This window comes from Streptomyces sp. NPDC001231 (genome assembly GCF_042896885.1).
Classification (GTDB): Bacteria; Actinomycetota; Actinomycetes; order Streptomycetales; family Streptomycetaceae; genus Streptomyces.
In genome coordinates this window covers 19,410-43,323 of sequence record NZ_JBIAXS010000012.1, presented here as the reverse complement: position 1 = coordinate 43,323, position 23,914 = coordinate 19,410, and the positions used below count along the sequence as shown (strand labels likewise).

Annotated in this window: 21 protein-coding genes; 20 read left to right on the top strand and 1 reads right to left on the bottom strand. The window is 71.0% G+C overall.

Annotated features, from left to right (window positions below; genetic code table 11):
- Window positions 1-30 precede the first annotated feature (30 nt).
- The 7 genes from ACFY3J_RS16575 (at window position 31) to ACFY3J_RS16545 (ending at window position 6,994) form a co-directional block, all read left to right on the top strand.
- Window positions 31-924, top strand: a complete 894-nt coding sequence (locus ACFY3J_RS16575; RefSeq protein ID WP_384177288.1) for a polysaccharide deacetylase — start codon at window positions 31-33, stop codon at window positions 922-924.
- A complete protein-coding gene (locus ACFY3J_RS16570) occupies window positions 921-2,318 on the top strand; it encodes an MFS transporter (protein WP_384177286.1) in 1,398 nt (465 codons plus the stop codon). Before ACFY3J_RS16575 ends, ACFY3J_RS16570 begins: the two co-directional genes overlap by 4 nt.
- A gap of 88 nt (window positions 2,319-2,406) precedes the next feature.
- Window positions 2,407-3,210: an SDR family NAD(P)-dependent oxidoreductase gene (locus ACFY3J_RS16565; RefSeq protein WP_384177284.1), complete on the top strand. Its 804-nt coding sequence runs from the start codon at window positions 2,407-2,409 to the stop codon at window positions 3,208-3,210.
- 44 nt (window positions 3,211-3,254) lie between these two features.
- Window positions 3,255-4,004 (top strand): SDR family NAD(P)-dependent oxidoreductase, encoded by a 750-nt coding sequence (locus ACFY3J_RS16560; RefSeq protein WP_384177282.1) that lies wholly within the window; start codon window positions 3,255-3,257, stop codon window positions 4,002-4,004.
- 63 nt (window positions 4,005-4,067) lie between these two features.
- Window positions 4,068-4,652 carry a hypothetical protein gene (locus ACFY3J_RS16555; protein WP_384177280.1) on the top strand — a complete coding sequence of 195 codons (585 nt, stop codon included), beginning with the start codon at window positions 4,068-4,070 and terminating at the stop codon, window positions 4,650-4,652.
- 301 nt (window positions 4,653-4,953) lie between these two features.
- Window positions 4,954-5,952, top strand: coding sequence for a glycoside hydrolase family 11 protein (locus tag ACFY3J_RS16550; protein ID WP_384177279.1), 999 nt, complete (start codon window positions 4,954-4,956; stop codon window positions 5,950-5,952).
- A gap of 43 nt (window positions 5,953-5,995) precedes the next feature.
- Window positions 5,996-6,994, top strand: a complete 999-nt coding sequence (locus ACFY3J_RS16545) for a polysaccharide deacetylase family protein (protein WP_384177277.1) — start codon at window positions 5,996-5,998, stop codon at window positions 6,992-6,994.
- A 98-nt stretch (window positions 6,995-7,092) separates the two neighbouring features.
- On the opposite strand, the gene ACFY3J_RS16540 is transcribed toward ACFY3J_RS16545, so the two are convergent.
- Window positions 7,093-8,769 (bottom strand): hypothetical protein, encoded by a 1,677-nt coding sequence (locus tag ACFY3J_RS16540; RefSeq protein WP_390841096.1) that lies wholly within the window; start codon window positions 8,767-8,769, stop codon window positions 7,093-7,095.
- A gap of 316 nt (window positions 8,770-9,085) precedes the next feature.
- On the opposite strand from ACFY3J_RS16540, the gene ACFY3J_RS16535 reads away from it, so the two are divergent.
- The 13 genes from ACFY3J_RS16535 to ACFY3J_RS16475 all read left to right on the top strand — a co-directional run bounded on the left by ACFY3J_RS16535 (window position 9,086) and on the right by ACFY3J_RS16475 (window position 23,903).
- The gene (locus ACFY3J_RS16535; RefSeq protein WP_384177273.1) at window positions 9,086-9,475 is read left to right on the top strand and encodes a cell division protein SepF; all 390 of its coding nucleotides are present in this window, start codon (window positions 9,086-9,088) and stop codon (window positions 9,473-9,475) included.
- An 89-nt stretch (window positions 9,476-9,564) separates the two neighbouring features.
- On the top strand, window positions 9,565-9,960 hold the full coding sequence (locus ACFY3J_RS16530; protein ID WP_384177271.1) for a nucleotide pyrophosphohydrolase: 396 nt from the start codon (window positions 9,565-9,567) through the stop codon (window positions 9,958-9,960).
- Between the two features lie 181 nt (window positions 9,961-10,141).
- Window positions 10,142-10,612, top strand: a complete 471-nt coding sequence (locus ACFY3J_RS16525; protein ID WP_384177415.1) for a DUF6099 family protein — start codon at window positions 10,142-10,144, stop codon at window positions 10,610-10,612.
- Window positions 10,613-10,690: 78 nt separating this feature from the next.
- Window positions 10,691-11,614 (top strand): LLM class F420-dependent oxidoreductase, encoded by a 924-nt coding sequence (locus ACFY3J_RS16520; protein ID WP_384177269.1) that lies wholly within the window; start codon window positions 10,691-10,693, stop codon window positions 11,612-11,614.
- Window positions 11,615-11,957: 343 nt separating this feature from the next.
- Window positions 11,958-13,481, top strand: coding sequence for a 3' terminal RNA ribose 2'-O-methyltransferase Hen1 (locus ACFY3J_RS16515; protein WP_390841095.1), 1,524 nt, complete (start codon window positions 11,958-11,960; stop codon window positions 13,479-13,481).
- On the top strand, window positions 13,478-16,030 hold the full coding sequence (locus ACFY3J_RS16510) for a polynucleotide kinase-phosphatase (protein ID WP_390841094.1): 2,553 nt from the start codon (window positions 13,478-13,480) through the stop codon (window positions 16,028-16,030). The genes ACFY3J_RS16515 and ACFY3J_RS16510 overlap by 4 nt, the downstream gene beginning before the upstream one ends.
- 162 nt (window positions 16,031-16,192) lie before the next feature.
- The gene (locus ACFY3J_RS16505) at window positions 16,193-17,416 is read left to right on the top strand and encodes an arginine deiminase (RefSeq protein WP_390841093.1); all 1,224 of its coding nucleotides are present in this window, start codon (window positions 16,193-16,195) and stop codon (window positions 17,414-17,416) included.
- Window positions 17,417-17,766: 350 nt separating this feature from the next.
- Window positions 17,767-18,357 (top strand): helix-turn-helix domain-containing protein, encoded by a 591-nt coding sequence (locus tag ACFY3J_RS16500; RefSeq protein WP_384177248.1) that lies wholly within the window; start codon window positions 17,767-17,769, stop codon window positions 18,355-18,357.
- Between the two features lie 216 nt (window positions 18,358-18,573).
- A complete protein-coding gene (locus ACFY3J_RS16495; protein ID WP_390841092.1) occupies window positions 18,574-19,671 on the top strand; it encodes an ABC transporter substrate-binding protein in 1,098 nt (365 codons plus the stop codon).
- 3 nt (window positions 19,672-19,674) lie between these two features.
- Entirely contained in the window at window positions 19,675-20,553 is an 879-nt protein-coding gene (locus ACFY3J_RS16490; protein ID WP_384177244.1) for an ABC transporter permease, read from the top strand.
- Window positions 20,550-21,341 carry an ABC transporter permease gene (locus ACFY3J_RS16485; protein WP_384177242.1) on the top strand — a complete coding sequence of 264 codons (792 nt, stop codon included), beginning with the start codon at window positions 20,550-20,552 and terminating at the stop codon, window positions 21,339-21,341. Before ACFY3J_RS16490 ends, ACFY3J_RS16485 begins: the two co-directional genes overlap by 4 nt.
- A complete protein-coding gene (locus tag ACFY3J_RS16480) occupies window positions 21,331-22,503 on the top strand; it encodes an ABC transporter ATP-binding protein (RefSeq protein ID WP_390841091.1) in 1,173 nt (390 codons plus the stop codon). Before ACFY3J_RS16485 ends, ACFY3J_RS16480 begins: the two co-directional genes overlap by 11 nt.
- Window positions 22,500-23,903, top strand: coding sequence for an NAD(P)/FAD-dependent oxidoreductase (locus ACFY3J_RS16475; protein ID WP_384177238.1), 1,404 nt, complete (start codon window positions 22,500-22,502; stop codon window positions 23,901-23,903). The genes ACFY3J_RS16480 and ACFY3J_RS16475 overlap by 4 nt, the downstream gene beginning before the upstream one ends.
- Window positions 23,904-23,914 lie beyond the last annotated feature (11 nt).

Here is a 23,914-nt window from a genome sequence, read left to right as displayed (position 1 = left end):
AGCAACCCCATCAAGAACAAGGAGATGTCGATGACCAAGGAAATCCTCGTCGGCTTCGGTGTGGACGTAGACGCCGTCGGCGGATGGCTCGGCTCCTACGGGGGCGAGGACTCGCCCGACGACATCTCCCGCGGGCTGTTCGCGGGCGAGGTCGGCGTGCCGCGCCTGCTGGAGCTGTTCCGGCGCCGCGGCCTGACCCAGACGTTCTTCTGGCCCGGCCACTCCGTCGAGACCTTCCCGGAGGAGTTCGACGCCTGTGTCGCCGCCGGCCACGAGATCGGCGTGCACGGCTACAGCCACGAGAACCCGATCGCCATGAGCCGCGAACAGGAGTCAGCGGTCCTGGACCGCTGCATCGAGCTGATCGAGACCCGCTCCGGCCGCCGCCCGACCGGCTACGTGGCCCCCTGGTGGGAGTTCAGCCCGGTCACCAACGAGCTGCTGCTCGAGCGGGGGATCAAGTACGACCACTCCCTGATGCACCGGGACTTCGAGCCGTACTACGTGCGGGTCGGCGACTCCTGGACGAAGATCGACTACAGCGCCCCGGCCGAGACCTGGATGAAGCCGCTGGTGCGCGGGCGGGAGACGGACCTCATCGAGATCCCGGCGAACTGGTACCTCGACGACCTGCCTCCGATGATGTTCATCAAGGCCAGCCCGAACAGCCACGGCTTCGTCAACCCCCGTGACATCGAGCAGATGTGGCGCGACCAGTTCGACTGGGTGCACCGGGAGATGGACCACGCCGCCTTCACCATGACCATCCACCCCGACGTGGCCGGCCGCCCGCAGGTGCTGCTGATGCTGGAGCGGCTGATCGACCACATCAACTCCCACGAAGGCGTCCGCTGGGTGACCTTCGACCAGATCGCGGACGACTTCGCCGCCCGCAACCCGCGTCAGAAGGGTGAGAGCAGATGACCACCGTGCAGCACCAGGAAATAGTCGACGAGACCGAGTGGCCGCGCACCGGCGCTCCCTCGGACGAGGTCCTCTTCAAGGGCCCCCCGACCCTCAGCCGGCGCACCATCACGACCACCACCGTGGTCTGTTTCCTGGCCTGGGTCTTCTCGGTCTACGACTTCGTGCTCTTCGGCACCCTGCTGCCGAAGATTTCCGAGACCTTCGGCTGGACCACCGGTGAGGCCACGGCGATCGCGACCGGGGTGACGGTCGGCACCTTCGTGGTCTCGCTGCTGGTCGGGCCGATGCTGGACCGCTGGGGCCGCAAGCCGAGCCTGATCTTCACCACGGCGGGTGCGGCGCTCTCCTCCGGCCTCACGGCGGTGGTCGGCGGCGCCGCCTCGCTGATCGGAGTCCGGGCCATCTCCGGCCTCGGCTACTCCGAGGAGGTCGTCAACGGCGTCTACCTCAACGAGATGTACGGCAAGAGCCGGCGCCGCGGCTTCATGTTCAGCCTGGTGCAGAGCGGCTGGCCGGTCGGCGCCCTCCTGGCGGCGGCGTTCGCCGCCGTGCTGCTGCCGGTCATGAGCTGGCGCTGGATCTTCCTCGTCGCCACCTTCCCGGTGGTGGTCATCGTCATCGCCGGGTCCAGGCTCCGTGAGTCGCCCTCCTTCGTCGCCCTGAAGCGGACGCGGGAACTGCGCAAGGACGGGCGCGACGCCGACGCGTCCCGACTGGCGGGGCTGTACGGCCTCGACATCAGCCGGGACAACGAGTCCGGTCTGCGCCAGCTCTTCGCCCCGGACCTGCGTCGGCACACCCTGTGCCTGTCCGGAGCGTGGCTGTTCAACTGGATGGGCATCCAGGTCTTCTCGGTGCTGGGCACCACCATCCTCACCGACGGCAAGGGCGTCTCGTTCTCCAGCGCGCTGGTCGTCCTGATCCTGGCCAACATGGCCGGCTTCCTCGGTTACCTCTTCCACGGCTACCTCGGCGACCGGATCGGCCGACGGACGACCATCATCGTCGGCTGGAGCATCGGCGGCATCGTGATGACGGCGATGCTCTTCGGGCCGAACAGCAGCGCGTACGTCATCCCGATGTACGCCCTGGGGCTCTTCTTCCTCCTCGGCCCCTACTCCGCCATGGTGTTCTACATGGGCGAGTCGTTCCCGGCCCGGGTCCGGGGCATCGGCTCCAACACCGCCCACGTCATGGGCCCGGTGGGCGCGATCGTCGGCTCGGCGGTGCTCAGCGCGATCATCGGTCTCGGTGCGAGCGCCACCATGGCCGCGTTCCTCGCGGGCGCCCTGGGGATGTTCCTCTCCGGCGTCCTGATGCTCGGCGCCCGCAACGTCAGCCAGGACGCGGACGACGAGCCCGTCCCCGCGGCCGCGGTGTCCGCGGCCTGAGCCGTCCCTCCCCCTCTCTCTTCCCCCGCTTCCCGGTGCGTGGTGGCCCGCACCCGCCACGCACCGGGATTCCCACGAAAGGCAGAACATGTCCTCCAGCGAGCACATCGCACCGGCCCGCGACGACGGGCTGGCCGGCAAGGTGGCCGTCATCACCGGCGGCGCGAGCGGCATCGGCCGCGCCCTGGCCGTGGCGTACGCGCGCGCCGGGGCCGACAGCGTCGTCGGCTACTACCCCAAGGACCCGCACAGCGCCGACGAGACGATCCGGCTGGTCGAGGAGGCCGGCGGCCGGTGCACCGCGGTCGCGGTCGACGTCCGGGACAGCGCGCAGGTCGACGCCCTGGCCCGGGCCGCCGTCGAGACGTACGGGCGGCTGGACATCGCCGTCGCGGGGGCCGGTGTGCTGCGCCGGGCCGCCCTGGCGGAACTCGACGACGACGCCTGGAACGACATGCTCTCGGTCGACCTGACCGGTGTGCTGCGCACCTTCCGCTCCGCCGCCGCGGTGATGACCGGCCCCGGTGCCATGGTGGCGGTCTCCTCCATCGCCGGCGGGGTGTACGGCTGGGACGACCACGCCCACTACGCCGCCGCCAAGAGCGGGGTGCTGGGGCTGTGCCGGTCGCTGGCGACCGAACTCGCCCCGCGCGGCATCCGCGTCAACACCGTCATCCCCGGGCTGATCGAGACCCCGCAGTCGCTCGACGAGGCCAACTCGCTGGGCCGCGCCGGGCTGGAGCGGGCCGGCCGGAGCATCCCGGCGGGCCGGGTGGGCCACGCCGACGAGGTCGCCCGCGCGATCCGCTTCCTCACCAGCGACGACGCCGCGTACATCACCGGCCAGGAGCTGGTCGTGGACGGCGGTCTGACGGTCCGGTGGCCGGAATGACGGCGCGGCGGCAGCACACGGAACAACGCGGAAAGGTGAACGGCATGGGAGTCCTCCAGGATCAGGTCGCCCTGGTGACCGGCGCGGCGAGCGGCATCGGCACGGCCATCGCCGACGCCTACGCGGCCGAGGGCGCGCGGCTCTTCCTGGCCGACCGGGACGCCGACCGGCTCGCCGCCCTCGCCGAGCGCTACGCGGCGCAGGGCACGGAGACGGCCACCGCGGTCGTCGACGTGGCCGACGCGGAGCAGACCCGGCAGATGGTGGACAGCTGCGTGTCCTCGCTCGGCGTACCCGACGTCCTGGTCAACTCCGCGGGGATCCTCACCGAGGTCCCGCTGGTCGAGATGGACGTCGAGACCTGGGACGAGATGATCGCGATCGATCTGCGCAGCGTGTTCCTGTGCTGCCGGTGGACGGTCCCGCACATGGTCGCCCGAGGCAGCGGACGGGTCGTCAACATCGCCAGCCAGCTGGGCATCAAGGGGGGCGAGGGCCTGGTGCACTACTCGGCGGCGAAGGCCGGCGTCATCGGACTGACCAAGGCCCTCGCTCGTGAGGTCGCCCCGCACGGGGTACTGGTCAACGCGATCGCTCCGGGCCCGGTGTTCACCCCGCTGGTGGAGGGGATCAGCGAGGACTGGAAGCAGGCCAAGCAGGCCGAGCTGCCCCTCGGCCGGTTCGGGGTCCCGGCGGAGGTCGCCCCCACCGCCGTGCTGCTGGCCAGTGATCCGGGCGGCAACCTCTACGTGGGGCAGACCCTCGGGCCCAACAGCGGCGACATCATGCCCTGATGCCCTGATGCCCTGATGCCCTGATGCCCTGATGCCCTGACGCCCTGACAGGAGGGAGCCACGATGTGCGGAGCCTGCGGAGCGGGCCGTTCCGTACCGCGCTGGGAGGACGTCCTGGCCCCGCCCGGCCGTGCCGTCCTGGCCGCCCGCGCGGCGCGGACCGAACGGCTCCTGGGGCCCGGATCGGGACTGCGGGTCCGGGCCTGGCTGTCCGCGGGATACCTGCTCGGCGACCGGGTCGGCCGGACCGTGCACGCGGCGGACCTGGACACGCTGTGGCGGGCGGTCGCCGAGCGCGGTGCGCGGCCGGCGGGCCGGCTGCCGCTGCGGGGCCCGGCCGCCACCGTGCCCGTCGAGGTGCCGGGCGGCTGGGACCCGGCCACGGTCGCGGTGTGGTGCGCCGCCGTGGCCCGGACCGAACCGGACGCCTCGCTGGAGGTCACCCTCCCCGACCCCGCCGGGGCGCGCACCGTGCTGGTGGAGATCGGGTCCGGTGCCGTACGGGCCAGGGTCCTGGAGGCCACCCCGGACGGCCCGGAGCGCGGGGGCGCGATCCTGGTCCGCGGAGTCGGCGCGGCCGGTGCGGCCCGCCACCTGACGGACTGTCACCTGCCGGTGCGTGCGTCTGGGGACCGGGGCGGGTCATAGCGAGTGGGCCGGCATCCTCGAAACTTTCGAAATGGTCGGCCCCGAAGTTGATCTAGAGCTTCAGTGTCTCGTCGGGCGTTCCTGGATGGTTCCGACAACTATGGCTCTGAACAGGTAAAACATGCCTCCGTGCGGCTGCGGGCCCGAGCGAACGTTTCGAAATTCCGACCGAAACTGTTGACACCCGACGGGCCCGGCTCAACACTTCTCACCGCTGCGTCACCTCCTGGCAGCCGGCCGTTCCGCGAGGTCCTGTCGTGCTGCCCGCCCCCCACCACCTTCACGAGGAGGAAGCACGGACATGAACACGCTCGTCCAGGCGAACGGCCGCAGAGGCGGTCGCTTCACGTGGTTCATCAGGAGTCTCTGCGCCGCTGCCCTGGTTGTCATGGCCGCGATGACACTGCCGGGCACCGCCAGTGCCGACACGGTCGTCAACTCGAACCAGACCGGCACCAACAACGGCTACTACTACTCGTTCTGGACCGACAGTCCGGGCACCGTCTCCATGAACATGGGGTCCGGCGGCAACTACAGCACCTCATGGAGCAACACCGGGAACTTCGTCGCCGGCAAGGGCTGGAGCACCGGCGGACGCAGGAGCGTGAACTACTCGGGCAGCTTCAACCCGTCCGGCAACGCCTACCTCGCCCTCTACGGGTGGACGACCAACCCGCTCGTCGAGTACTACGTCGTCGACAACTGGGGCACCTACCGGCCCACCGGAACGTACATGGGCACCGTCACCAGCGACGGCGGCACGTACGACATCTACAAGACGACGCGGGTCAACGCTCCCTCCATCGAGGGCACCCGGACCTTCGACCAGTACTGGAGCGTCCGCCAGTCGAAGAAGACCGGTGGAACCATCACCACCGGCAACCACTTCGACGCCTGGGCCGGCAAGGGAATGAAGCTGGGCAGCTTCAACTACATGATCATGGCGACCGAGGGTTACCAGAGCAGCGGCAACTCCAACATCACCGTGGGCGACGCCGGTTCCGGCGGTGGTGGTGGCGGTGGTGGTGGCACCGGTGGGTGTACCGCGACGTTGTCGGCGGGGCAGCAGTGGAGTGACCGGTACAACCTGAATGTGTCGGTGAGCGGTTCCAGCAACTGGACGGTGACGATGAACGTTCCGTCGCCGGAGAAGATCATCGCGACCTGGAACATCAGCGCGAGTTATCCGAGTTCGCAGGTGCTGGTGGCCAAGCCCAACGGCAACGGCAACAACTGGGGCGTGACCATACAGACCAACGGCACCTGGACCTGGCCGACGGTCTCCTGCAGCGCGAGCTGACCCGGCCGACACCGAAGACTCCTTCAGAAAGGTCCCAAGCCGCATGAGAACCACACCACTTGCGTCACTGCGGTCCCTGGTCGCCGGACTGGCCGTCACGGCGCTGGCCGTGGCGGGCTCCCTCACCGTCGACGCCGCTCCGTCGTACGCGGCCAGCTGCAACGGGTACGTCGGACTCACCTTCGACGACGGCCCGTCCAACGACCGCACCCCGGCCCTGCTCAACGCGCTGAAGCAGAACGGGCTGCGGGCCACGATGTTCAACGAGGGCCAGTTCGCGGCCTCCTACCCGGCCCAGGTGCGGGCCCAGGTCGACGCCGGCATGTGGGTCGGCAACCACAGCTACACCCACCCGCACCTGGTCCAGCAGAGCCAGTCGCAGATCGACTCGGAACTCTCCCGGACCCAGCAGGCCATCGCCGCCGCGGGCGGTGGCACGCCGAAGTTGTTCCGGCCGCCCTACGGCGAGACCAACTCGACGCTGAAGTCGGTCGAGGCCAAGTACGGCCTGACCGAGATCATCTGGGACGTCGACTCGCAGGACTGGAACGGCGCGAGCACCGACGCGATCGTGCAGGCCGTCTCCCGACTCGGCAACGGCCAGATCATCCTCATGCACGAGTGGCCCGCCAACACGCTCGCCGCGATTCCGCGCATCGCGCAGACCCTGGCCTCCAAGGGCCTGTGCTCCGGCATGATCTCCCCGCAGACCGGTCGCGCCGTGGCCCCCGACGGAGGCGGCTCCGGCGGTGGTGGTGGCGGTGGTGGTGGCACCGGTGGGTGTACCGCGACGTTGTCGGCGGGGCAGCAGTGGAGTGACCGGTACAACCTGAATGTGTCGGTGAGCGGTTCCAGCAACTGGACGGTGACGATGAACGTTCCGTCGCCGGAGAAGATCATCGCGACCTGGAACATCAGCGCGAGTTATCCGAGTTCGCAGGTGCTGGTGGCCAAGCCCAACGGCAACGGCAACAACTGGGGCGTGACCATACAGACCAACGGCACCTGGACCTGGCCGACGGTCTCCTGCAGTACGAGTTAGTCGTCCGGTGGCGCGTCGGACCACGGCCGCCGCGCCACCGGCGGTTCGCGGCCGGCGCGAGCGCGCGCGGGGGCCACCGGAAGCGGGCCTCCGCGCGCTCACCCCTTCTTCGGCGCCGTCAGCGAGACGTCCTGGCTCGACAGCGTCTGCGGGGTGGCCGTGAACGCGCGCAGACGGAGGCGGACATGGGGACCGGGGACCGTGAACCCACTGCGGGGCGCCCGTAGTTCGACGCGGGCGGTGGAGTGTGCCGGGATCGTGGCCGGACCTTTCGCCAGCGACCAGAACCTGCCCATGCCCTTGCCCTTGGTGAGGATGAAGTGGGGCGTGAGGGGATCGCCGCCGGTGTTGGTGAGCTGGAGGGTCAGCCGGGAGACGTGCGTGGCGGAGGACCACTGCACCGCCGTGACCCGCATGGCCAGCGGCGGCCTGCCCGTCACCGCCACGGTCGCACTGACCAGCGCGGGGAGGACCAGGAGCCCGACCGCCGCGATCCGGGCCGGACGCCGGCGCGGTCCCGACAGCGGGCGCGGCCGGGGCTGCCAGGCCCGCGCGAACTCGGAGGCCGGCGCGGTGACGGCGGCCGCGAGCCACAGCGGCGTCATCATCAGGTAGTAGCCGTCCTGGGAGCGCGTCGCCAGGAAGAAGGCGCACCAGGGCAGGACGGTCGCCGCCGGGCCCAGCCGCCGTACGAAGAGCACGAACACGGCCAGCAGGGCCGCGGCGAGAAGTGCACTGGCATGCGAGTACCAGTCCAGCCGGTCGCTGCCGTCGGTGAAGTACAGGGACACGTCCACCAGGCCCTGTCCGTGCAGCACCGCGCCCTGGGTCAGTGGCAGCGCGATGCCGCGCAGCCACTCGCCCGGCTCGCTCGCGATGAAGTACGTGTTGATCAGCAGCCATGCGGTGACGGCGGCCCCGAGCACTCGGAGCAGCACCGACAGAGCCTTCCGGTGGCCCAGTTCGCCGCGGCGCACCGCGTAGATCCCGGCCAGCAGGAACGGCGTCACGAACCAGGGGAGTTGCTGCGCCGCGCACGCCGCGCCCAAGCACGCGGCCCGGGCCAGTCCGGCCGCGCCGAGCCGTCCGCCCTGCCCGATCCGCGGCCAGCGCACCACCACCGGGATCAGCAGCGCCAGGGCGAGGACCGCCGGATAGCCGAGGCGCCCGTAGGGCGGCAGGAGGCCGAAGCCCAGGCACACCATGGTGGCCGCCGAGCGCCACCGCGGCGGCAGCATCCGCCACAGGATCACCGTGCCGGCGATCAGTGCGCCCGTGCTCACCGCCGTCGCGGGGGCGCCGCCGTGCCCGAGCCACAGCAGGGGCGCGGTCAGCAGTACCGCCAGCGGGGGGTAGCCGTAGGTGTAGTCGTAGCCGCCGTACACGGTGGGCGTGAGGGGCACGGGGCCGTGGAAGAGCCAGGGCCACGGCTGCCCGTACACCGTGTGGCCGGCGACCAGTTCCCTCGCCGCCTGCGCGGTGAGGACCGCTTCGTCGCCGCCCGCGTGGTTCATGAGCCACGCGCACACGGCGAGCGTCACCGCGGTCAGCAGCACGCACAGGTCCACGCGGGCCAGGGACCTCGTGCGGCGGACCACCAGGGTCAGCACCCCGCAGACCAGGATCGAGACGTAGCACAGGCAGATGACGCCGGCGACGGGGAGCAGACGGGACGCGGCCTGCGTCCACACCGCCCGGGTACCGATGAAGAGACTCACGACGGCCAGTAGCGTCAGGACGCGATGCCACTGGGCCGGGGGTTCCGGGGCGGACACCGCCGACAGTGTCCGCCGACCGGGTGCCACCAGCTCTTGTTCTGCCAAGTGCACGACACACGAACCTAATCGGATCCGGTGAGCGGAGTGCGACGGGAGGTGAAGAGTCCGGTGTGAGCGCGGTAAGAAGCCTCTTTCGGGTGGGAAACGGTCAACTCGCGCGTCATGACCGATCTATATCTGTTGAGATGATGTCTCTTTCGGACACTCTCGTGACCTCCTGTCGCGCACCGTGTCGCTGTTGGGCCGAAAGGGTGACGTCGCGTAAGAATTGGCTGGTGCAGGTGAGGCAAGCGAGTCAGTGCAGGGGGAGCCGGTGAACAGTCACGACGTCACCGATGAGCAGTGGGAGGGGCTCGCCCAGGTCGTTCCGCTGCGCGGCCGCGACGCCTGGCCGTCCGCGGTGAACCACCGCGTGCCACCGGAGGCGACGACGGAGGCGCGCCGCCGCTTCGTCGTCCTGCGGGTCAACGTGTTCGCGGACGCCCGGGACGTCGCCGAGACCCTGATGGCGGGCATCCCGGTCCTCCTCGACCTGACCGGCGCCGAGGGCGAGGTCGCCAAGCGGGTCCTGGACTTCAGTACCGGCGTCGTCTTCGGACTGGGCAGCGGGATGCACCGCGTCGACCGCAACGTGTTCCTGCTCACGCCGCCCGGCACCGAGGTGAGCGGACTCATGCCGGGTGCGGCGGTTCCGGGCGGGTGAGCCCGGGGGCCTTGCCTGTGAGTCCGCGGGTCGCGCCGTGAGCAGGGGGCCGCGCCGGTGGGGGCGCCGCGGGTGGTAGACCTGGTGGCGTGACTGAGGAATCCGAGCATCCGGATCTGGCCGGGTTGCAGCGGCGGTTGGCGAAGTTCGCCGCGGCGCGCGACTGGCAGCCGTACCACACGCCGAAGAACCTGGTCGCCGCACTCAGCGTGGAGGCGTCCGAACTGGTCGAGATCTTCCAGTGGCTGACCCCGGAGGAGTCGGCCGGCGTCATGGCGGATCCCGAGACCGCGCACCGTGTGCGCGACGAGGTCGCGGACGTCCTCGCGTATCTGCTGCAACTGTGCGAGGTGCTCGGCGTCGATCCGCTGGCGGCGCTGGCGGCGAAGATCGACCGGAACGAGCGGCGGTTTCCGGTGCCGGGGGAATCAGGGGAACCCGGGGGATGGCGGGAATCGGCGGAGCCGGGCGAACCGGGGGAGTGAAGGGGGAAGCCCATCCTCCGTTGTCACTCTCCGAAATCGTTCATCCGGCCGAAACCGATTTGTTGTCCGCAGATTTCCGTCTTCCTCTGGCTTTTCGCCCCAGGCGCCTTCACTCTGGGTAGTGAACAAGGGAGTTCGGGCAGACGTGCGAACAGCACGTCGGGACAGACGGGGGCAGCGCATGGACGCGGTGCGGCTCATCCTGGCGAGCAGGCGTGCCCTGGCGGGGAGCGGTGAGGCCCCCGCCATCCTGACCGAGGTGTGGCAGGCACAGGCCCTGGCGCAGGCGATCGGCAGCCGCCTCGCCGTCTCCGGACCACCCGAACTACGGGGCGAGGCACTGGGGTTGACCGAACTGGCGGGCCGAGGCTGCGGGGTCCTCGACGCGCCGGACCTCGATCCGGAGGACTTACGGGCGGCCCGGCTCACCGAACTGGACGACGCCCGGCAGGCGTTGCTGTGTCTGGACGCCCTGCTCGGCGAGGCCGGCATCGCGCTCGTCGGCGTCGCGAGCTCGGCCGCCGACGAGGCCACGTACTGGCAGTGCATGGAGGCGATCGACGCGGCGGACGAGGCCCGGGACCGGGTCCGCGAGATGGTGCGGAAACTGGCCGCGCGGGAGGAGGCGCCGCCGGAGCGGGAGGCGATTTGACCCGACCGGGGGCGGAGGGCGGCGGGCCCCGGTGAGGCCCGTGCGCCGGTGGGCCCGCCGGCGTGCAGGATGGAGGGCATGGATCTTCGCATCTTCACCGAGCCCCAGCAGGGGGCGACCTACGACACCTTGCTCACCGTGGCGAAGGCCACCGAGGACCTGGGGTTCGACGCCTTTTTCCGCTCCGACCATTTCCTCCACATGGGCGACGTGGACGGCCTGCCCGGACCCACCGACGCCTGGATCACGCTCGCCGGACTCGCCCGCGAGACCAAGCGCATCCGGCTCGGCACGCTGATGACGGCCGCCACCTTCCGGCTGCCCGGCGTGCTCGCCGTCCAGGTCGCCCAGGTGGACCGGATGTCCGGCGGCCGGGTCGAACTGGGCCTGGGGGCGGGCTGGTTCGCGGAGGAGCACAAGGCGTACGGCATCCCCTTCCCGAAGGAGAAGTTCGGCCGCCTGGAGGAGCAGCTGGCCATCGTCACGGGGATGTGGGCGACGGAGGCCGGCAAGACCTTCGACTTCCGTGGGACGTACTACGAGCTCACCGGTTCGCCCGCGCTGCCGAAGCCCGCACAGGCGAAGATCCCGGTGCTCGTCGGCGGGCTCGGCGCGACCCGCACGCCGCGCCTCGCCGCCCAGTACGCCGACGAGTTCAACGTCCCGTTCGCCTCCGTCGAGGACAGCGAGCGGCAGTTCGGCCGGGTCCGGGCCGCCGTGGAGGCGGCCGGCCGGCGCCCCGACGACCTGACGTACTCCAACGCCCTCGTCGTCTGCGTCGGCCGGGACGACCAGGAGGTCGCCCGCCGTGCCGCCGCGATCGGCCGTGAGGTCGACGAACTGAAGGCCAACGGCCTGGCCGGCTCACCGGCCGAGGTCGTCGACAAGATCGGCCGCTACGCCGGGATCGGCGCGGGCCGGATCTACCTCCAGATCCTCGACCTGTCCGACCTGGACCACCTGGAACTGATCTCCACCCAGGTGCAGTCGCAGCTCTCGTAGCGGTCCGGGCGGGCCGGTGGTGAGGGCGGCCCGGTGGTGAGGGCGGGCCGGAGGTGGGGGCGGGCCGGGCGTCACGCCCACGGCTCGCCCTCCCGCAGGCACACCACCGAGGCGCTCAGCGCCGCCTCGTGCAGCGCGGTGCCGGCCGTCTCGCCTCTTTTCCTGTTTCCCGACAACGATGCCCCGGACGTGGGGTGGTGGCCGGTGAATATTGGAAGGCACAGGTCCGGACGCCTGTGCGAAGGTGAGGGCGTCGTCCTGCCGGGCCCCCGGGATCACCGTCCTCGGGGGCTTTGGCGTACACGGCACCGCAGCCGTCCATCCAGCCGGAGAGGCCCTCCGCATGTTCCTGACCATCACCACCACCGGCACGCCCGAACACCCCGCGACCGACCTCGGTTTCCTGCTGCACAAGCACCCGGGCAAGTCCCAGGCGTTCTCCACCTCCTACGGCACCGCGCACGTCCTCTACCCCGAGGCGGACGATCAGCGCTGCACGGCGGCGCTGCTGCTGGAGGTCGACACGGTGGCCCTGGTCCGGCGGGGCAAGGGCAAGGGACGCGGCGGCGCCCCCGACGCGGCGCTCGCGCAGTATGTCAACGACCGCCCCTACGCGGCTTCTTCGCTGCTCGCCGTGGCGTTGAGCGCCGTGTTCTCCAGCGCCCTGCGCGGGGTGTGTCACGCGCGGCCCGAACTCCCGGCCCGGAAGCGCCCGTTGCGCATCGAGGTACCGGCGCTCCCGGCCCGCGGCGGCCCCGCCCTCGTGCAGCGTCTGTTCGAACCGCTCGGCTGGACGGTCAGCGCCGAACCGGTCGCGCTGGACGCGGAGTTCCCCGAGTGGGGCGACTCGCGCTACGTCCGGCTCGTGCTGGAGTCGGAGGCGGTGACCCTGGCCCAGGCCCTGCGCCACCTCTACGTCCTGCTCCCCGTCCTCGACGACGCCAAGCACTACTGGGTCGCACCCGACGAGGTCGACAAGCTGCTCCGGGCGGGCGAGGGCTGGCTGCCCGACCACCCGGAGCAGAAGCTGATCACCAGCCGCTACCTCTCGCGCCGCTGGTCGCTGACCCGGGAGGCGATGGAGCGACTGGAGCTGGTGCGGCTGGCCGAGACCGACGACAGCGGGGTCGATGAGCTCGACAACGCGGTGGCGGAGGAGACCGAGACCGAGGAGAAGCCGACGCCGCTGGCCGTGCGACGGCGGGACGCGATCGTCGCGGCGCTGCACGAGCGCGGTGCCACCCGGGTCCTCGACCTCGGCTGCGGGCAGGGCCAGTTGGTGCAGGCGCTGCTGCGGGACGTGCGGTTCACCGAGATCGTCGGCGTCGACGTGTCGGTACGGGCCCTCACCATCGCCGCCCGGCGGCTGAAGCTGGACCGGATGGGGGAGCGGCAGGCCGCCCGCGTCAGGCTCCGGCAGGGCTCGCTCGTCTACACCGACAAGCAGCTCAAGGGCTACGACGCCGCCGTGCTCAGCGAGGTGATCGAGCACCTCGACCTGCCCCGGCTGCCCGCCCTGGAGTACGCGGTGTTCGGCGCCGCCCGCCCCCGCACCGTCCTCGTGACCACTCCGAACGTCGAGTACAACGTCCGCTGGGAGACCCTCCCCGCCGGGCACGCCCGGCACGGCGACCACCGCTTCGAGTGGACCCGCGAAGAGTTCGGCCGGTGGGCGCACACCGTGGCCGAAAGCCACGGCTACGACGTCGAGTTCCGTCCCATCGGTCCCGACGACCCCGAGGTCGGACCGCCCACCCAGATGGCCGTCTTCACCCTCGGGACCACCAAGGACACCAAGGACACCAAGGACGCCACGGACAACAAGGGCAACAAGGACAACAGTGTGAAGGAGGCGAAGGCGGCATGACCGAGACACAGAGCCCCACAGGACGAGGACGCGTCCTGCCCGTGACCGACCTCTCCCTCGTCGTCCTCGTCGGCGCCTCCGGCTCGGGCAAGTCCACCTTCGCCCGGCGCCACTTCAAGCCCACCGAGGTCCTCTCCTCGGACTTCTGCCGCGGCCTGGTCTCCGACGACGAGAACGACCAGGGCGCCACCCGCGACGCCTTCGACGTGCTGCACTACATCGCCGGCAGGCGCCTGGCGGCCGGCCGCCGCACCGTCGTCGACGCCACCAGCGTGCAGCAGGACGCCCGGCGCCAGTTGATCGACCTGGCGAAGAGCCACGACGTGCTGCCCATCGCCATCGTGCTCGACGTGCCGGAGGAGGTGTGCGCCGAGCGCAACGCGGCCCGCACCGACCGGGCCGACATGCCGCGCCGGGTGATCCGGCGGCACACCCGCGAACTGAGGCGCTCGCTGCGGCACCTGGAGCGCGAGGGCTTCCGCAAGGTGCACGTGCTGCGCGGAGTCGACGAGGTCGAGAACGCTTCGGTCGTCACCGAGAAGCGCTTCAACGACCTCACCCACCTCACCGGCCCGTTCGACATCATCGGCGACATCCACGGCTGCTCCGCCGAACTGGAGGCGCTGCTGGCCAAGTTGGGCTACGCCGACGGGGCGCACCCCGAGGGCCGTACCGCGGTCTTCGTCGGCGACCTGGTCGACCGCGGCCCGGACAGCCCGGGTGTGCTGCGCCGGGTGATGTCCATGGTCGAGGCGGGCGACGCGCTGTGCGTGCCGGGCAACCACGAGAACAAGTACGGGCGCCACCTCAAGGGCCGCAAGGTCCAGCCCACCCACGGACTCGCCGAGACCATCGCGCAGATGGAGGAGGAGAGCGAGGAGTTCAAGGCGCGGGTAAGGGAGTTCATCGACGGCCTGGTCAGCCACTACGTCCTCGACGAGGGGCGGCTGGTGGTCAGCCACGCCGGTCTGCCGGAGAAGTACCACGGCCGCACCTCCGGCCGGGTGCGCTCGCACGCGCTCTACGGCGACACCACCGGGGAGACGGACGAGTTCGGCCTGCCGGTGCGCTACCCGTGGGCGGAGGACTACCGCGGCCGGGCGGCCGTGGTCTACGGCCACACCCCGGTCCCGGAGGCCACCTGGCTGAACAACACCATCTGCCTGGACACCGGCGCGGTGTTCGGCGGCAAACTGACCGCGCTGCGCTGGCCGGAGCGGGAGCTGGTCGACGTACCGGCCGAGCGGGTCTGGTACGAGCCGGCCAGGCCGCTGCGCACCGAGGCACCCGGCGGGCACGACGGGCGTCCGCTGGACCTCGGTGACGTGCACGGCCGCCGGGCCGTCGAGACCCGGCACGCCGGCCGGGTCGCGGTGCGCGAGGAGAACGCGGCGGCGGCTCTGGAGGTCATGAGCCGCTTCGCCGTCGACCCGCGGCTGCTTCCGTACCTGCCGCCCACCATGGCGCCGACGGCGACGTCGAGGGTTGACGGCTACTTGGAGCACCCGGAGGAGGCGTTCGCCCAGTACCGGGAGGACGGGGTGGACCGGGTCGTGTGCGAGGAGAAGCACATGGGCTCGCGGGCGGTGGCCCTGGTCTGCCGGGACGCGGAGGCGGCACGCGGGCGGTTCGGAGTGGACGGCCCGACCGGTTCCCTCTACACCCGCACCGGCCGCCCCTTCTTCGACGACCCGTCCGTCACCGAGGAGATACTCGGCCGGCTGCGCACGGCGGTCACCGAGGCGGGCCTGTGGGCGGACCTCGACACCGACTGGCTGCTGCTCGACTGCGAGCTGATGCCGTGGTCGCTGAAGGCGTCCGGGCTGCTGCGCTCGCAGTACGCCGCGGTCGGCGCGGCCTCCGGTGCGGTGTTCCCGGACGCGCTGGCCGCCCTGGAGGGCGCCGCGGCGCGCGGTGTCGACGTGACGGACCTGCTGGGCCGTCAGCGCGAACGGGCCGCCGACGCGGCAGCGTTCACGGACGCCTACCGCCGCTACTGCTGGCCGACCGAGGGTCTGGACGGCGTCCGCCTGGCGCCGTTCCAGATCCTCGCCGTGCGGGGCCGCAGCCTGGCCGGGCTGCCGCACGACGGGCAACTGGCGCTGATCGACCGGCTCGTGAAGCACGACGCCACCGGTCTGCTGCAGACCACCCGCCGCCTGTACGTCGACGTGGCCGACCCGGAGTCCGTGCGGGCGGGCGTCGACTGGTGGCTGGAGATGACGGGCCGCGGCGGTGAGGGCATGGTCGTCAAACCGCTGGCCGCTCTGGTGCGCGGCAAGGAGGGCCGCCTGGTGCAGCCCGGCATCAAGTGCCGCGGCCGGGAGTACCTGCGGATCATCTACGGTCCCGAGTACACCCGCCCGGACACCCTCGCCCGTCTTCGCGGCCGCTTCCTCAACCACAAGCGCTCCCTCGCGATCCGCGAGTACGCCCTCGGTCTGGAGGCCCTGGACCGCCTGGCCGACGGCGAGGCGCTGTGGCGGGTGCACGAGGCGGTGTTCGGCGTGCTGGCGCTGGAGTCGGAGCCGGTGGACCCCCGGCTGTGAGGGGGCCTTCCGCCGGGGCCCGGGGGATCGCTCCCGGGCCCCGGCGGTCCCTTCCCCGAGTGCCGTAGGGGTTCCTGCCTCTCGTCAAGGTGACGAGAAAAGGAGGTCGTGGAAACAGGTGCGCGGAGGGTGAAACCGGCCCCCGTTGGTCAGGATGGAGGCATGGGATTCCATGTCGACTCCGAGGCCGGGCGGCTGCGCCGCGTCATCCTGCACCGGCCCGATCTCGAGCTCAAAAGGCTCACCCCCAGTAACAAGGACGCCCTCCTCTTCGACGATGTGCTGTGGGTGCGCCGGGCGCGTGCCGAGCACGACGGGTTCGCCGACGTGCTGCGCGACCGCGGGGTCGCCGTGCACCTCTTCGGTGATCTGCTGACCGAGGCGATGGAGATCCCGTCGGCCCGCTCGCTCGTCCTGGACCGCGTCTTCGACGAGAAGGAGTACGGGCCGCTCGCCACCGATCACCTGCGGGCCGCCTTCGAGGCCCTGCCCGTCGCCGAACTGGTCGAGGTCCTCGTCGGCGGCATGACCAAGCGGGAGTTCCTGGCCGCCCACGAGGAGCCGACGTCCGTGCGCTTCCACGCCATGGAACTGGACGACTTCCTGCTCGGTCCGCTGCCCAACCACCTGTTCACCCGTGACACCTCCGCCTGGATCTACGACGGCGTGTCCATCAACGCCATGCGCTGGCCCGCCCGGCAGCGCGAGACCGTCCACTTCGAGGCGATCTACCGCTACCACCCCCTGTTCCGGGGAGAGACGTTCCACCTGTGGTCCGAGGGGCAGGCCGACTACCCGTCCACCATCGAGGGCGGGGACGTGCTCGTGATCGGCAACGGCGCCGTGCTCATCGGCATGAGCGAGCGGACCACGCCCCAGGCCGTCGAGATGCTCGCGCACAAGCTGTTCGCCGCCGGATCGGCCCGGACGATCGTCGCGCTCGACATGCCCAAGCGGCGGGCCGTGATGCATCTCGACACCGTGATGACCATGATCGACGGCGACACCTTCACCCAGTACGCCGGGCTCGGCATGCTCCGCTCGTACACCATCGAACCGGGCTCCGAGGACAAGGAGTTGAAGGTCACCGACCATCCCGCGGAGCATATGCACCGTGCGATCGCGGCCGCGCTGGGGCTGAGTGAGATCCGGGTCCTGACCGCCACCCAGGACGTGCACGCGGCCGAGCGCGAGCAGTGGGACGACGGCTGCAACGTCCTCGCCGTCGAACCCGGCGTCGTCGTCGCCTACGAGCGCAACGTCACCACCAACACCCATCTGCGCAAGCAGGGCATCGAGGTCATCGAGATCCCCGGCAGCGAACTGGGCCGGGGCCGGGGCGGCCCGCGCTGCATGAGCTGCCCGGTCGAGCGGGACGCCGTCTAGTGCTGTGACCGGAAAGGTTCACCGGCTCGCGACGCCCGGTACGGCTCCCCCAAGCTCTTCGAGCAGGGGGGACCCCCAGTCGCGTTGTCGCATCACCCGAGTACGTCCAGTACGCGGGTCATGCTCCGCCTTGCGATGCTCCCCCACTGCCTGAACGGCGTGGGAGGTGCCCCCGGCACCGGACGCCGCGAGCTTCCCGGCAAACCTTTCCGGTCACAGCACCAGCCCGTGACGGGATCACGTTCCGGTGACGGCGGAAGGAGGGGCTTGTGCGGCAGGTCACCTGAGCGTACGGTCCGTATCACGTCAGCGAACAAAGTGTTCGCTGAAGACGCATCAGGTGTTCACTTATGACTGATCGCTCATTGCCGGACCTCTCCGACGCCGCCGCCGACGCGGCGTTGGGGGTCCGTGTCCGGGAGTACCGGACGATGCGGCGGATGTCCCTGCGGGCTCTGGGGGAGGCCGCCCAGGCCAGCCCCGGGTTCCTCAGCCAGCTGGAACGCGGGCAGGCGAACGCCTCCATCGGAATGTTGCGGCGGATCGCCGCGGCGCTCGGCCTCACCGTGGCCGATCTGTTCGACCAGGACAGCGCGCCGGGTCCGAGGGTGGTGCGGCGGGCCGACCGGCCGATGCTGCAAACCGCCCCGGGAAGTCGCAAGTTCCTCATCTCGCAGCGTCCGCTCAGCCATCTGGAGGTGTACGCGGGGGAGTTCGACCCGGGGGCATCGACGGGTGACGATGCCTACACCCATGGCGACTCCCAGGAGATCCTCCTGGTGATCAGCGGCGCCGTGCGGGTCGAACTCGACGGCCAGGACCACGACCTGGAGGCCGGCGACAGTATCGAATACCGCTCCTCGGCGCCGCACCGCGTGGTCAACCGCCACGGGGCTCCTGCCGAAATCCTCTGGATCATCAGCCCGCCGACGCCGGACTGATCCCGCCCCGCCCAGACCCCTCACCACCCGTACTCCTCACCACTCCTGCCCGCGGCGCCGCCGCACCTCCTCACCGCGCCTCCGCCGCGCGGCGCACCGCCGCGCCATGCCCGCGCGGGCCCGCCGCCGTGCGCCTCCGCGCCGTGCCCTCTCGGTCCCCTTGTGTCTTCACCGTCCTTCTTGGAGACAGTCATGCCCGGAATATCACGTAAAATCATGGGGTGTGCCGCTGCCGCCGGCGCCCTGCTGCTGACCCTCACCGGCTGCGCCGGCACCGGCCCGGCCGCCGCCGACGTCGACCTCGGCCCCGGACCGGCCGTGGCCGGCCAGGTGAAGAAGGGCGCGCTCGACGGCGTCACCCTCACCTTCGCCTCCTACGGCGGCATCTACCAGGACGGCCAGGAGGCCGCGGCCGTCAAGCCGTTCGCCGCCGAGTCGGGAGCGAAGGTGCTCTCCGACGGCCCCACCGACTACACCAAGGTCAAGGCCCAGGTCGACGCCAAGAACATCACCTGGGACGTGGTGGACGCCGACACCCTCTGGGCCAAGCGCCAGTGCGGCAAGATGTTCATGCCGCTCGACAGCAAGATCGTCGACACCTCCAAGCTGCCCAAGGGCACGGAGGACAAGTGCTCCGTGCCGGCCATGAGCTACGGCGTCGTCCTGATGTACGACAAGAAGAAGTTCGGCGACAACCCGCCGAAGGGCTGGGCGGACTTCCTCGACACCAAGAAGTACCCCGGCAAGCGGGCGATTCCCGGCTTCGCGTCGGACGCGGCCCCGGGCGCGCTGGAGGCGGCGCTGATCGCCGACGGGGTCGCTCCCGACCAGCTGTACCCGCTGGACGTCGACCGGGCCCTCAAGAAGCTGACGAGCGTCCGCTCCTCGCTGGTCTTCTGGGACACCGGCGCCCGCTCCCAGCAACTGCTGGAGTCCGGTGAGGTCTCCATGGCCATGGTGTGGTCCGGCCGCGCCTACTCGGCGGTCAAGAACGGCGCCCACTTCGCCCCCCAGTGGAACCAGTTCCTGCCGGTCTCCGACTCCCTCGCCGTCCCCATCGGCGCCAAGAACCCCGAGGCGTCCATGGCGCTGATCAACTACTACCTGGGCGCCACCCAGCAGGCCAAGCTCACCGAGCTGACCTCCTACTCGCCGATCAACACCGACGCAAAGCCCAAGCTCGACACGCTCGCCACGCAGTACCTGACCACCACCTCCGAGCGGCAGGCCCAGGCACTCGAGGTCGACAACGCCTGGTGGGCGAAGAACCAGGAGCAGATCATCCAGAAGTGGTCCGACTGGCTGGCCCGGTAACCCATGACAGCCCTGATCGAGATCGCCTCCCCGGCCACCGGCGGCCGGCCCCGCAAGGGCGCCGGCGGCCGGTGGGGATGGCTGCTGCTGCCCGCGCTGGTCCTGCTGGCCGTGCTCTTCCTGGTGCCGCTGGGCCTGATGGCCTGGCGCAGCGTCAGCGAGCCCACACCCGGCGCGGGCAACTACTCCTGGTTCTTCACCAGCGACGTCGCCCTCGCCACGCTGGTGCGCACGCTGGCCGTAGGCGCCGTCGTCACCCTGGTGACCCTGGTGCTCTCCTACCCGTACGCCTACCTGATGACCGTGGTCGGCGCCCGGGCGCGGATCTGGCTCACCCTGCTGGTGCTGCTGCCGTTCTGGACCAGCCTGATGGTGCGCACCTTCGCCTGGGTGGTGCTGCTCCAGGACAGCGGCGTGGTCAACCAGATCCTCGGCACCGTGGGGCTGGGCCCGCTCCAGCTGATCCGCACCAACGCCGGGGTGGTGATCGGCATGTCGCAGGTGCTGATGCCGTTCATGGTGCTGCCGCTGTACGCGGTGATGAGCGGCATCGACCGCCGGCTCCTCGACGCCGCGCAGGGCATGGGGGCGCGCCCGGCCACCGCGTTCCTGCGGGTCTTCGTGCCGCTGTCGCTGCCCGGCGTCGGAGCCGGCGCGCTGACCGTGTTCATCACCTCGCTCGGCTTCTACGTCACCCCGGCCCTCCTGGGCTCGCCCGACCAGGCGCTGATCTCGCAGCAGATCTTCACCCAGGTCAACGGGCTGCTCGCCTGGGGCCGCGGTGGAGCGATGGGCGTGGTGCTGCTGGCGGTGACGCTGGTCCTGCTGGGACTGGTCGGCGTCGTCCTGCGCTTCACCCGCAAGCGGGGAGGTGCCCGATGAGGACCGCACCCGCGCGGATCGCGCTGTGGGCGTTCAGCGCGCTGGTGGGCCTGTGGCTCATCGCGCCGACGCTCGTGGTGATCCCGCTGAGCTTCACCGACAAGGCGTCCCTGGTGTTCCCGCCGAGCGGCTGGTCCACCCGCTGGTACGCCAACTTCTTCACCGACCCCCGGTGGACCGAGGCGCTGTTCTCCTCGCTCCAGGTCGGCGCCCTGGTCGCGGTGGTGGCCACCGTCCTGGGCACCGCCGCCGCGATCGCGCTCACCCGGTCCGGCTCACGCTGGGTGAAGGCGTCGTACGGGCTGCTGCTGGCCCCCATGATCGTGCCGACCGTGGTGGTCGCCATCGGCGTGTACGCGCTCTTCCTCCAGTACAACCTGCTGGGCACCCTGCTCGGCTTCGTCACCGCCCACACCGTGCTGGCCCTGCCGTTCGTGATCATCCCGGTGACGGCGAGCCTGCGCGGTTTCGACCGGCGCCTCGAGGACGCCGCACTGATCTGCGGCGCCACCCGCTGGGGTGCCATTCGGCAGGTGACCCTGCCGCTGATCGCCCCGGGCGTCGTCTCCGGTGCCCTGTTCGCCTTCGTCACCAGCTTCGACGAGGTCGTGGTCTCGCTGTTCATCCAGAGCCCCTACCTGCAGACCCTGCCGGTCCAGATGTTCGCCAGCGTGACCCGGGACACCGACCCCACCATCGCCGCGGCCGCCACCCTGATCATCGTCTTCACCACGGTGCTCGTGATGGCCGCCACCTTCGCCACCGCCAGGAGGAACCGTGTCCGCTGACACCAGCCTCATCAAGGCGCGCGGAGCCCGTATCGAACTGGCGCAGGTGCGCAAGGAGTACGCGGACTCCGTCGCCGTCGACGACGTCTCCCTGGTCATCGAACCGGGCGAGTTCATGACCCTGCTGGGCCCCAGCGGCTCCGGCAAGACCACGACCCTCAACATCATCGCCGGGTTCACCGCCGCCACCTCGGGCACGCTGACCATCGGCGGCAGACAGATGCAGGACCTGCCGCCGCACCGGCGCGACATCGGCATGGTCTTCCAGCACTACGCGCTCTTCCCGCACATGACCGTCGCGGAGAACGTCGCCTTCCCGCTCAAACAGCGCAAGGTGCCGAAGGCCCGCCGCGCCGAGATGGTCGAGGCGGCCCTGGAGACCGTACGGCTCGGCGGCTACGGCCACCGCAGACCGCGCGAACTCTCCGGCGGTCAGCAGCAGCGGGTCGCCCTGGCCCGGGCCGTGGTGTACGAGCCGAGCGTGCTGCTGATGGACGAGCCGCTCGGCGCACTCGACAAGAAGCTGCGCGAATCCCTCCAGCTGGAGATCAAGCGGGTGCACCAGGAGGTCGGCTCGACCTTCGTCTTCGTCACCCACGACCAGGAGGAGGCGCTGGTCCTGTCGGACCGCATCGCCGTCTTCGACGACGGGGGCATCCAGCAGGTCGGCACCGCGAGCGAACTCTACGAAAAGCCCCGCAGCCTCTTCGTGGCCGAGTTCCTCGGCGAGTCCTCCACCGTCCGGGGACGCGTCGAGCCGGACGGCGACGACTCCTGCCTGCGGGTCGGCGACCGCACCGTACGCGTCGCCGGACGGCGTCCCGAGGGCGGCGCGGCCGCCGTCGTGGTCCGCCCCGAGCACCTGCGGGTCCAGCCGGCCGCCGAGCCGGTCGCCCCCGCGGCCAACGCGCTGCCCGCCCGTGTCACCCAGGAGATCTACCTGGGCTCCGGCCGCAAGCTCGAACTCGCCCTGCCCGACGGCACCGTGCTGCTCGCCCGCGAGCAGGCCGACCGGCTGTCCGGCGTCCGCCACGGCGACGAGGTCACCGTGGTCTGGGACGTCGAACGGGGCGTCCTGCTCGACGACCCCTCCGGCACCACCCACCCACCCACTTCCGGCGACCGGATCCCGGTCGCCGCCGCGGAAGAGAGCGGACGATGAGCACCACCCCCGCCACCAGCCCCACCTTCGTCAACGGCGACGTCTCCTTCTGGTTCCGGGAGAGCGGCGTCCCCGCCCGCCGCCCCGCCCTGCCCGGCGACCTGGACGTCGACGTCGCACTCGTCGGCGGCGGCTACACCTCCCTGTGGACCGCCTACTACCTCAAGAAGGCCCAGCCCGACCTCAGGATCGCCGTCCTGGAGAAGGAGTTCGCCGGCTTCGGCGCCTCCGGCCGCAACGGCGGCTGGCTCAGCGCCGAGCCGCCCGGCCAGATGCGCCGCTACGCGAAGTCGCACGGCCGGGAGCCGGCCGTCGCCCTGCAGCGGGAGATGTTCTCCTCCGTCGACGAGGTCATCCGGGTCGCCGCCGAGGAGGGCATCGACGCCGACATCCAGAAGGACGGACTGCTGCACGTCGCCACCAACGCCGCGCAGGAGCGGCGGCTGCGTGAAGGGCTGCCGACGCTGCGCGCCGAGGGCTGGGGCGAGGACGACCTGGTCGAACTCGACGCGGACCGGCTCGCCGAGCGGGTCCGCATCGCCGGCGCCCGCTACGCCCAGTGGAGCCCGCACTGCGCCCGCATCCAGCCCGCCAAGCTGGTCCGGGGCCTGGCCGACGTGGTGGAGCGGATGGGCGTCGCCGTCTACGAGGGCACCGAGGTCACCGAGATCCGCCCGCGCGAGGCGGTCACCACCCACGGCACCGTCCGGGCGACGTACGTCATCCGGGCGCTGGAGGGCTTCACCGCCGGACTGCGCGGCCACCGCCGGGTCTGGCTGCCCATGAACAGCAGCATGATCGTCACCGAGCCGCTGCCCGCCTCCGTGTGGGAGGAGATCGGCTGGCGCGGCGCCGAACTCATCGGCGACGAGGCCAACTCCTACTGCTACATCCAGCGCACCACCGACGGCCGCATCGCCATCGGCGGGCGCGGCATCCCGTACATGTTCGGCTCCCACGTCGACCAGCGCGGCGAGACCCGGGACGCCACCCAGGCGCAGCTCCAGGCCATCCTCAGGCAGCACTTCCCGGCCACCGAGGGCGTCGCGATCGACCACACCTGGTCCGGCGTGCTGGGCGTGCCGCGCGACTGGTGCGCCACCGTCCACCTGGACCGGGACACCGGCCTCGGCTGGGCCGGCGGCTACGTCGGGCACGGCGTGACCACCACCAACCTCGCCGGCCGCACCCTGCGCGACCTGATCCTCGGCCAGAAGACCGACCTGACCCGTCTGCCCTGGGTCGGCCGCAAGGTGCGCGGCTGGGAGCCGGAGCCGCTGCGCTGGCTCGGCGTGCGCAGCCTCTACGTCGCCTACCGCGCCGCCGACCGGCACGAGAACTCCGGTCTGGAGCGCACCTCCGTCATCGCACGCGTCGCCAACGTCATCAGCGGACGCTGAAAGGAGCAGCC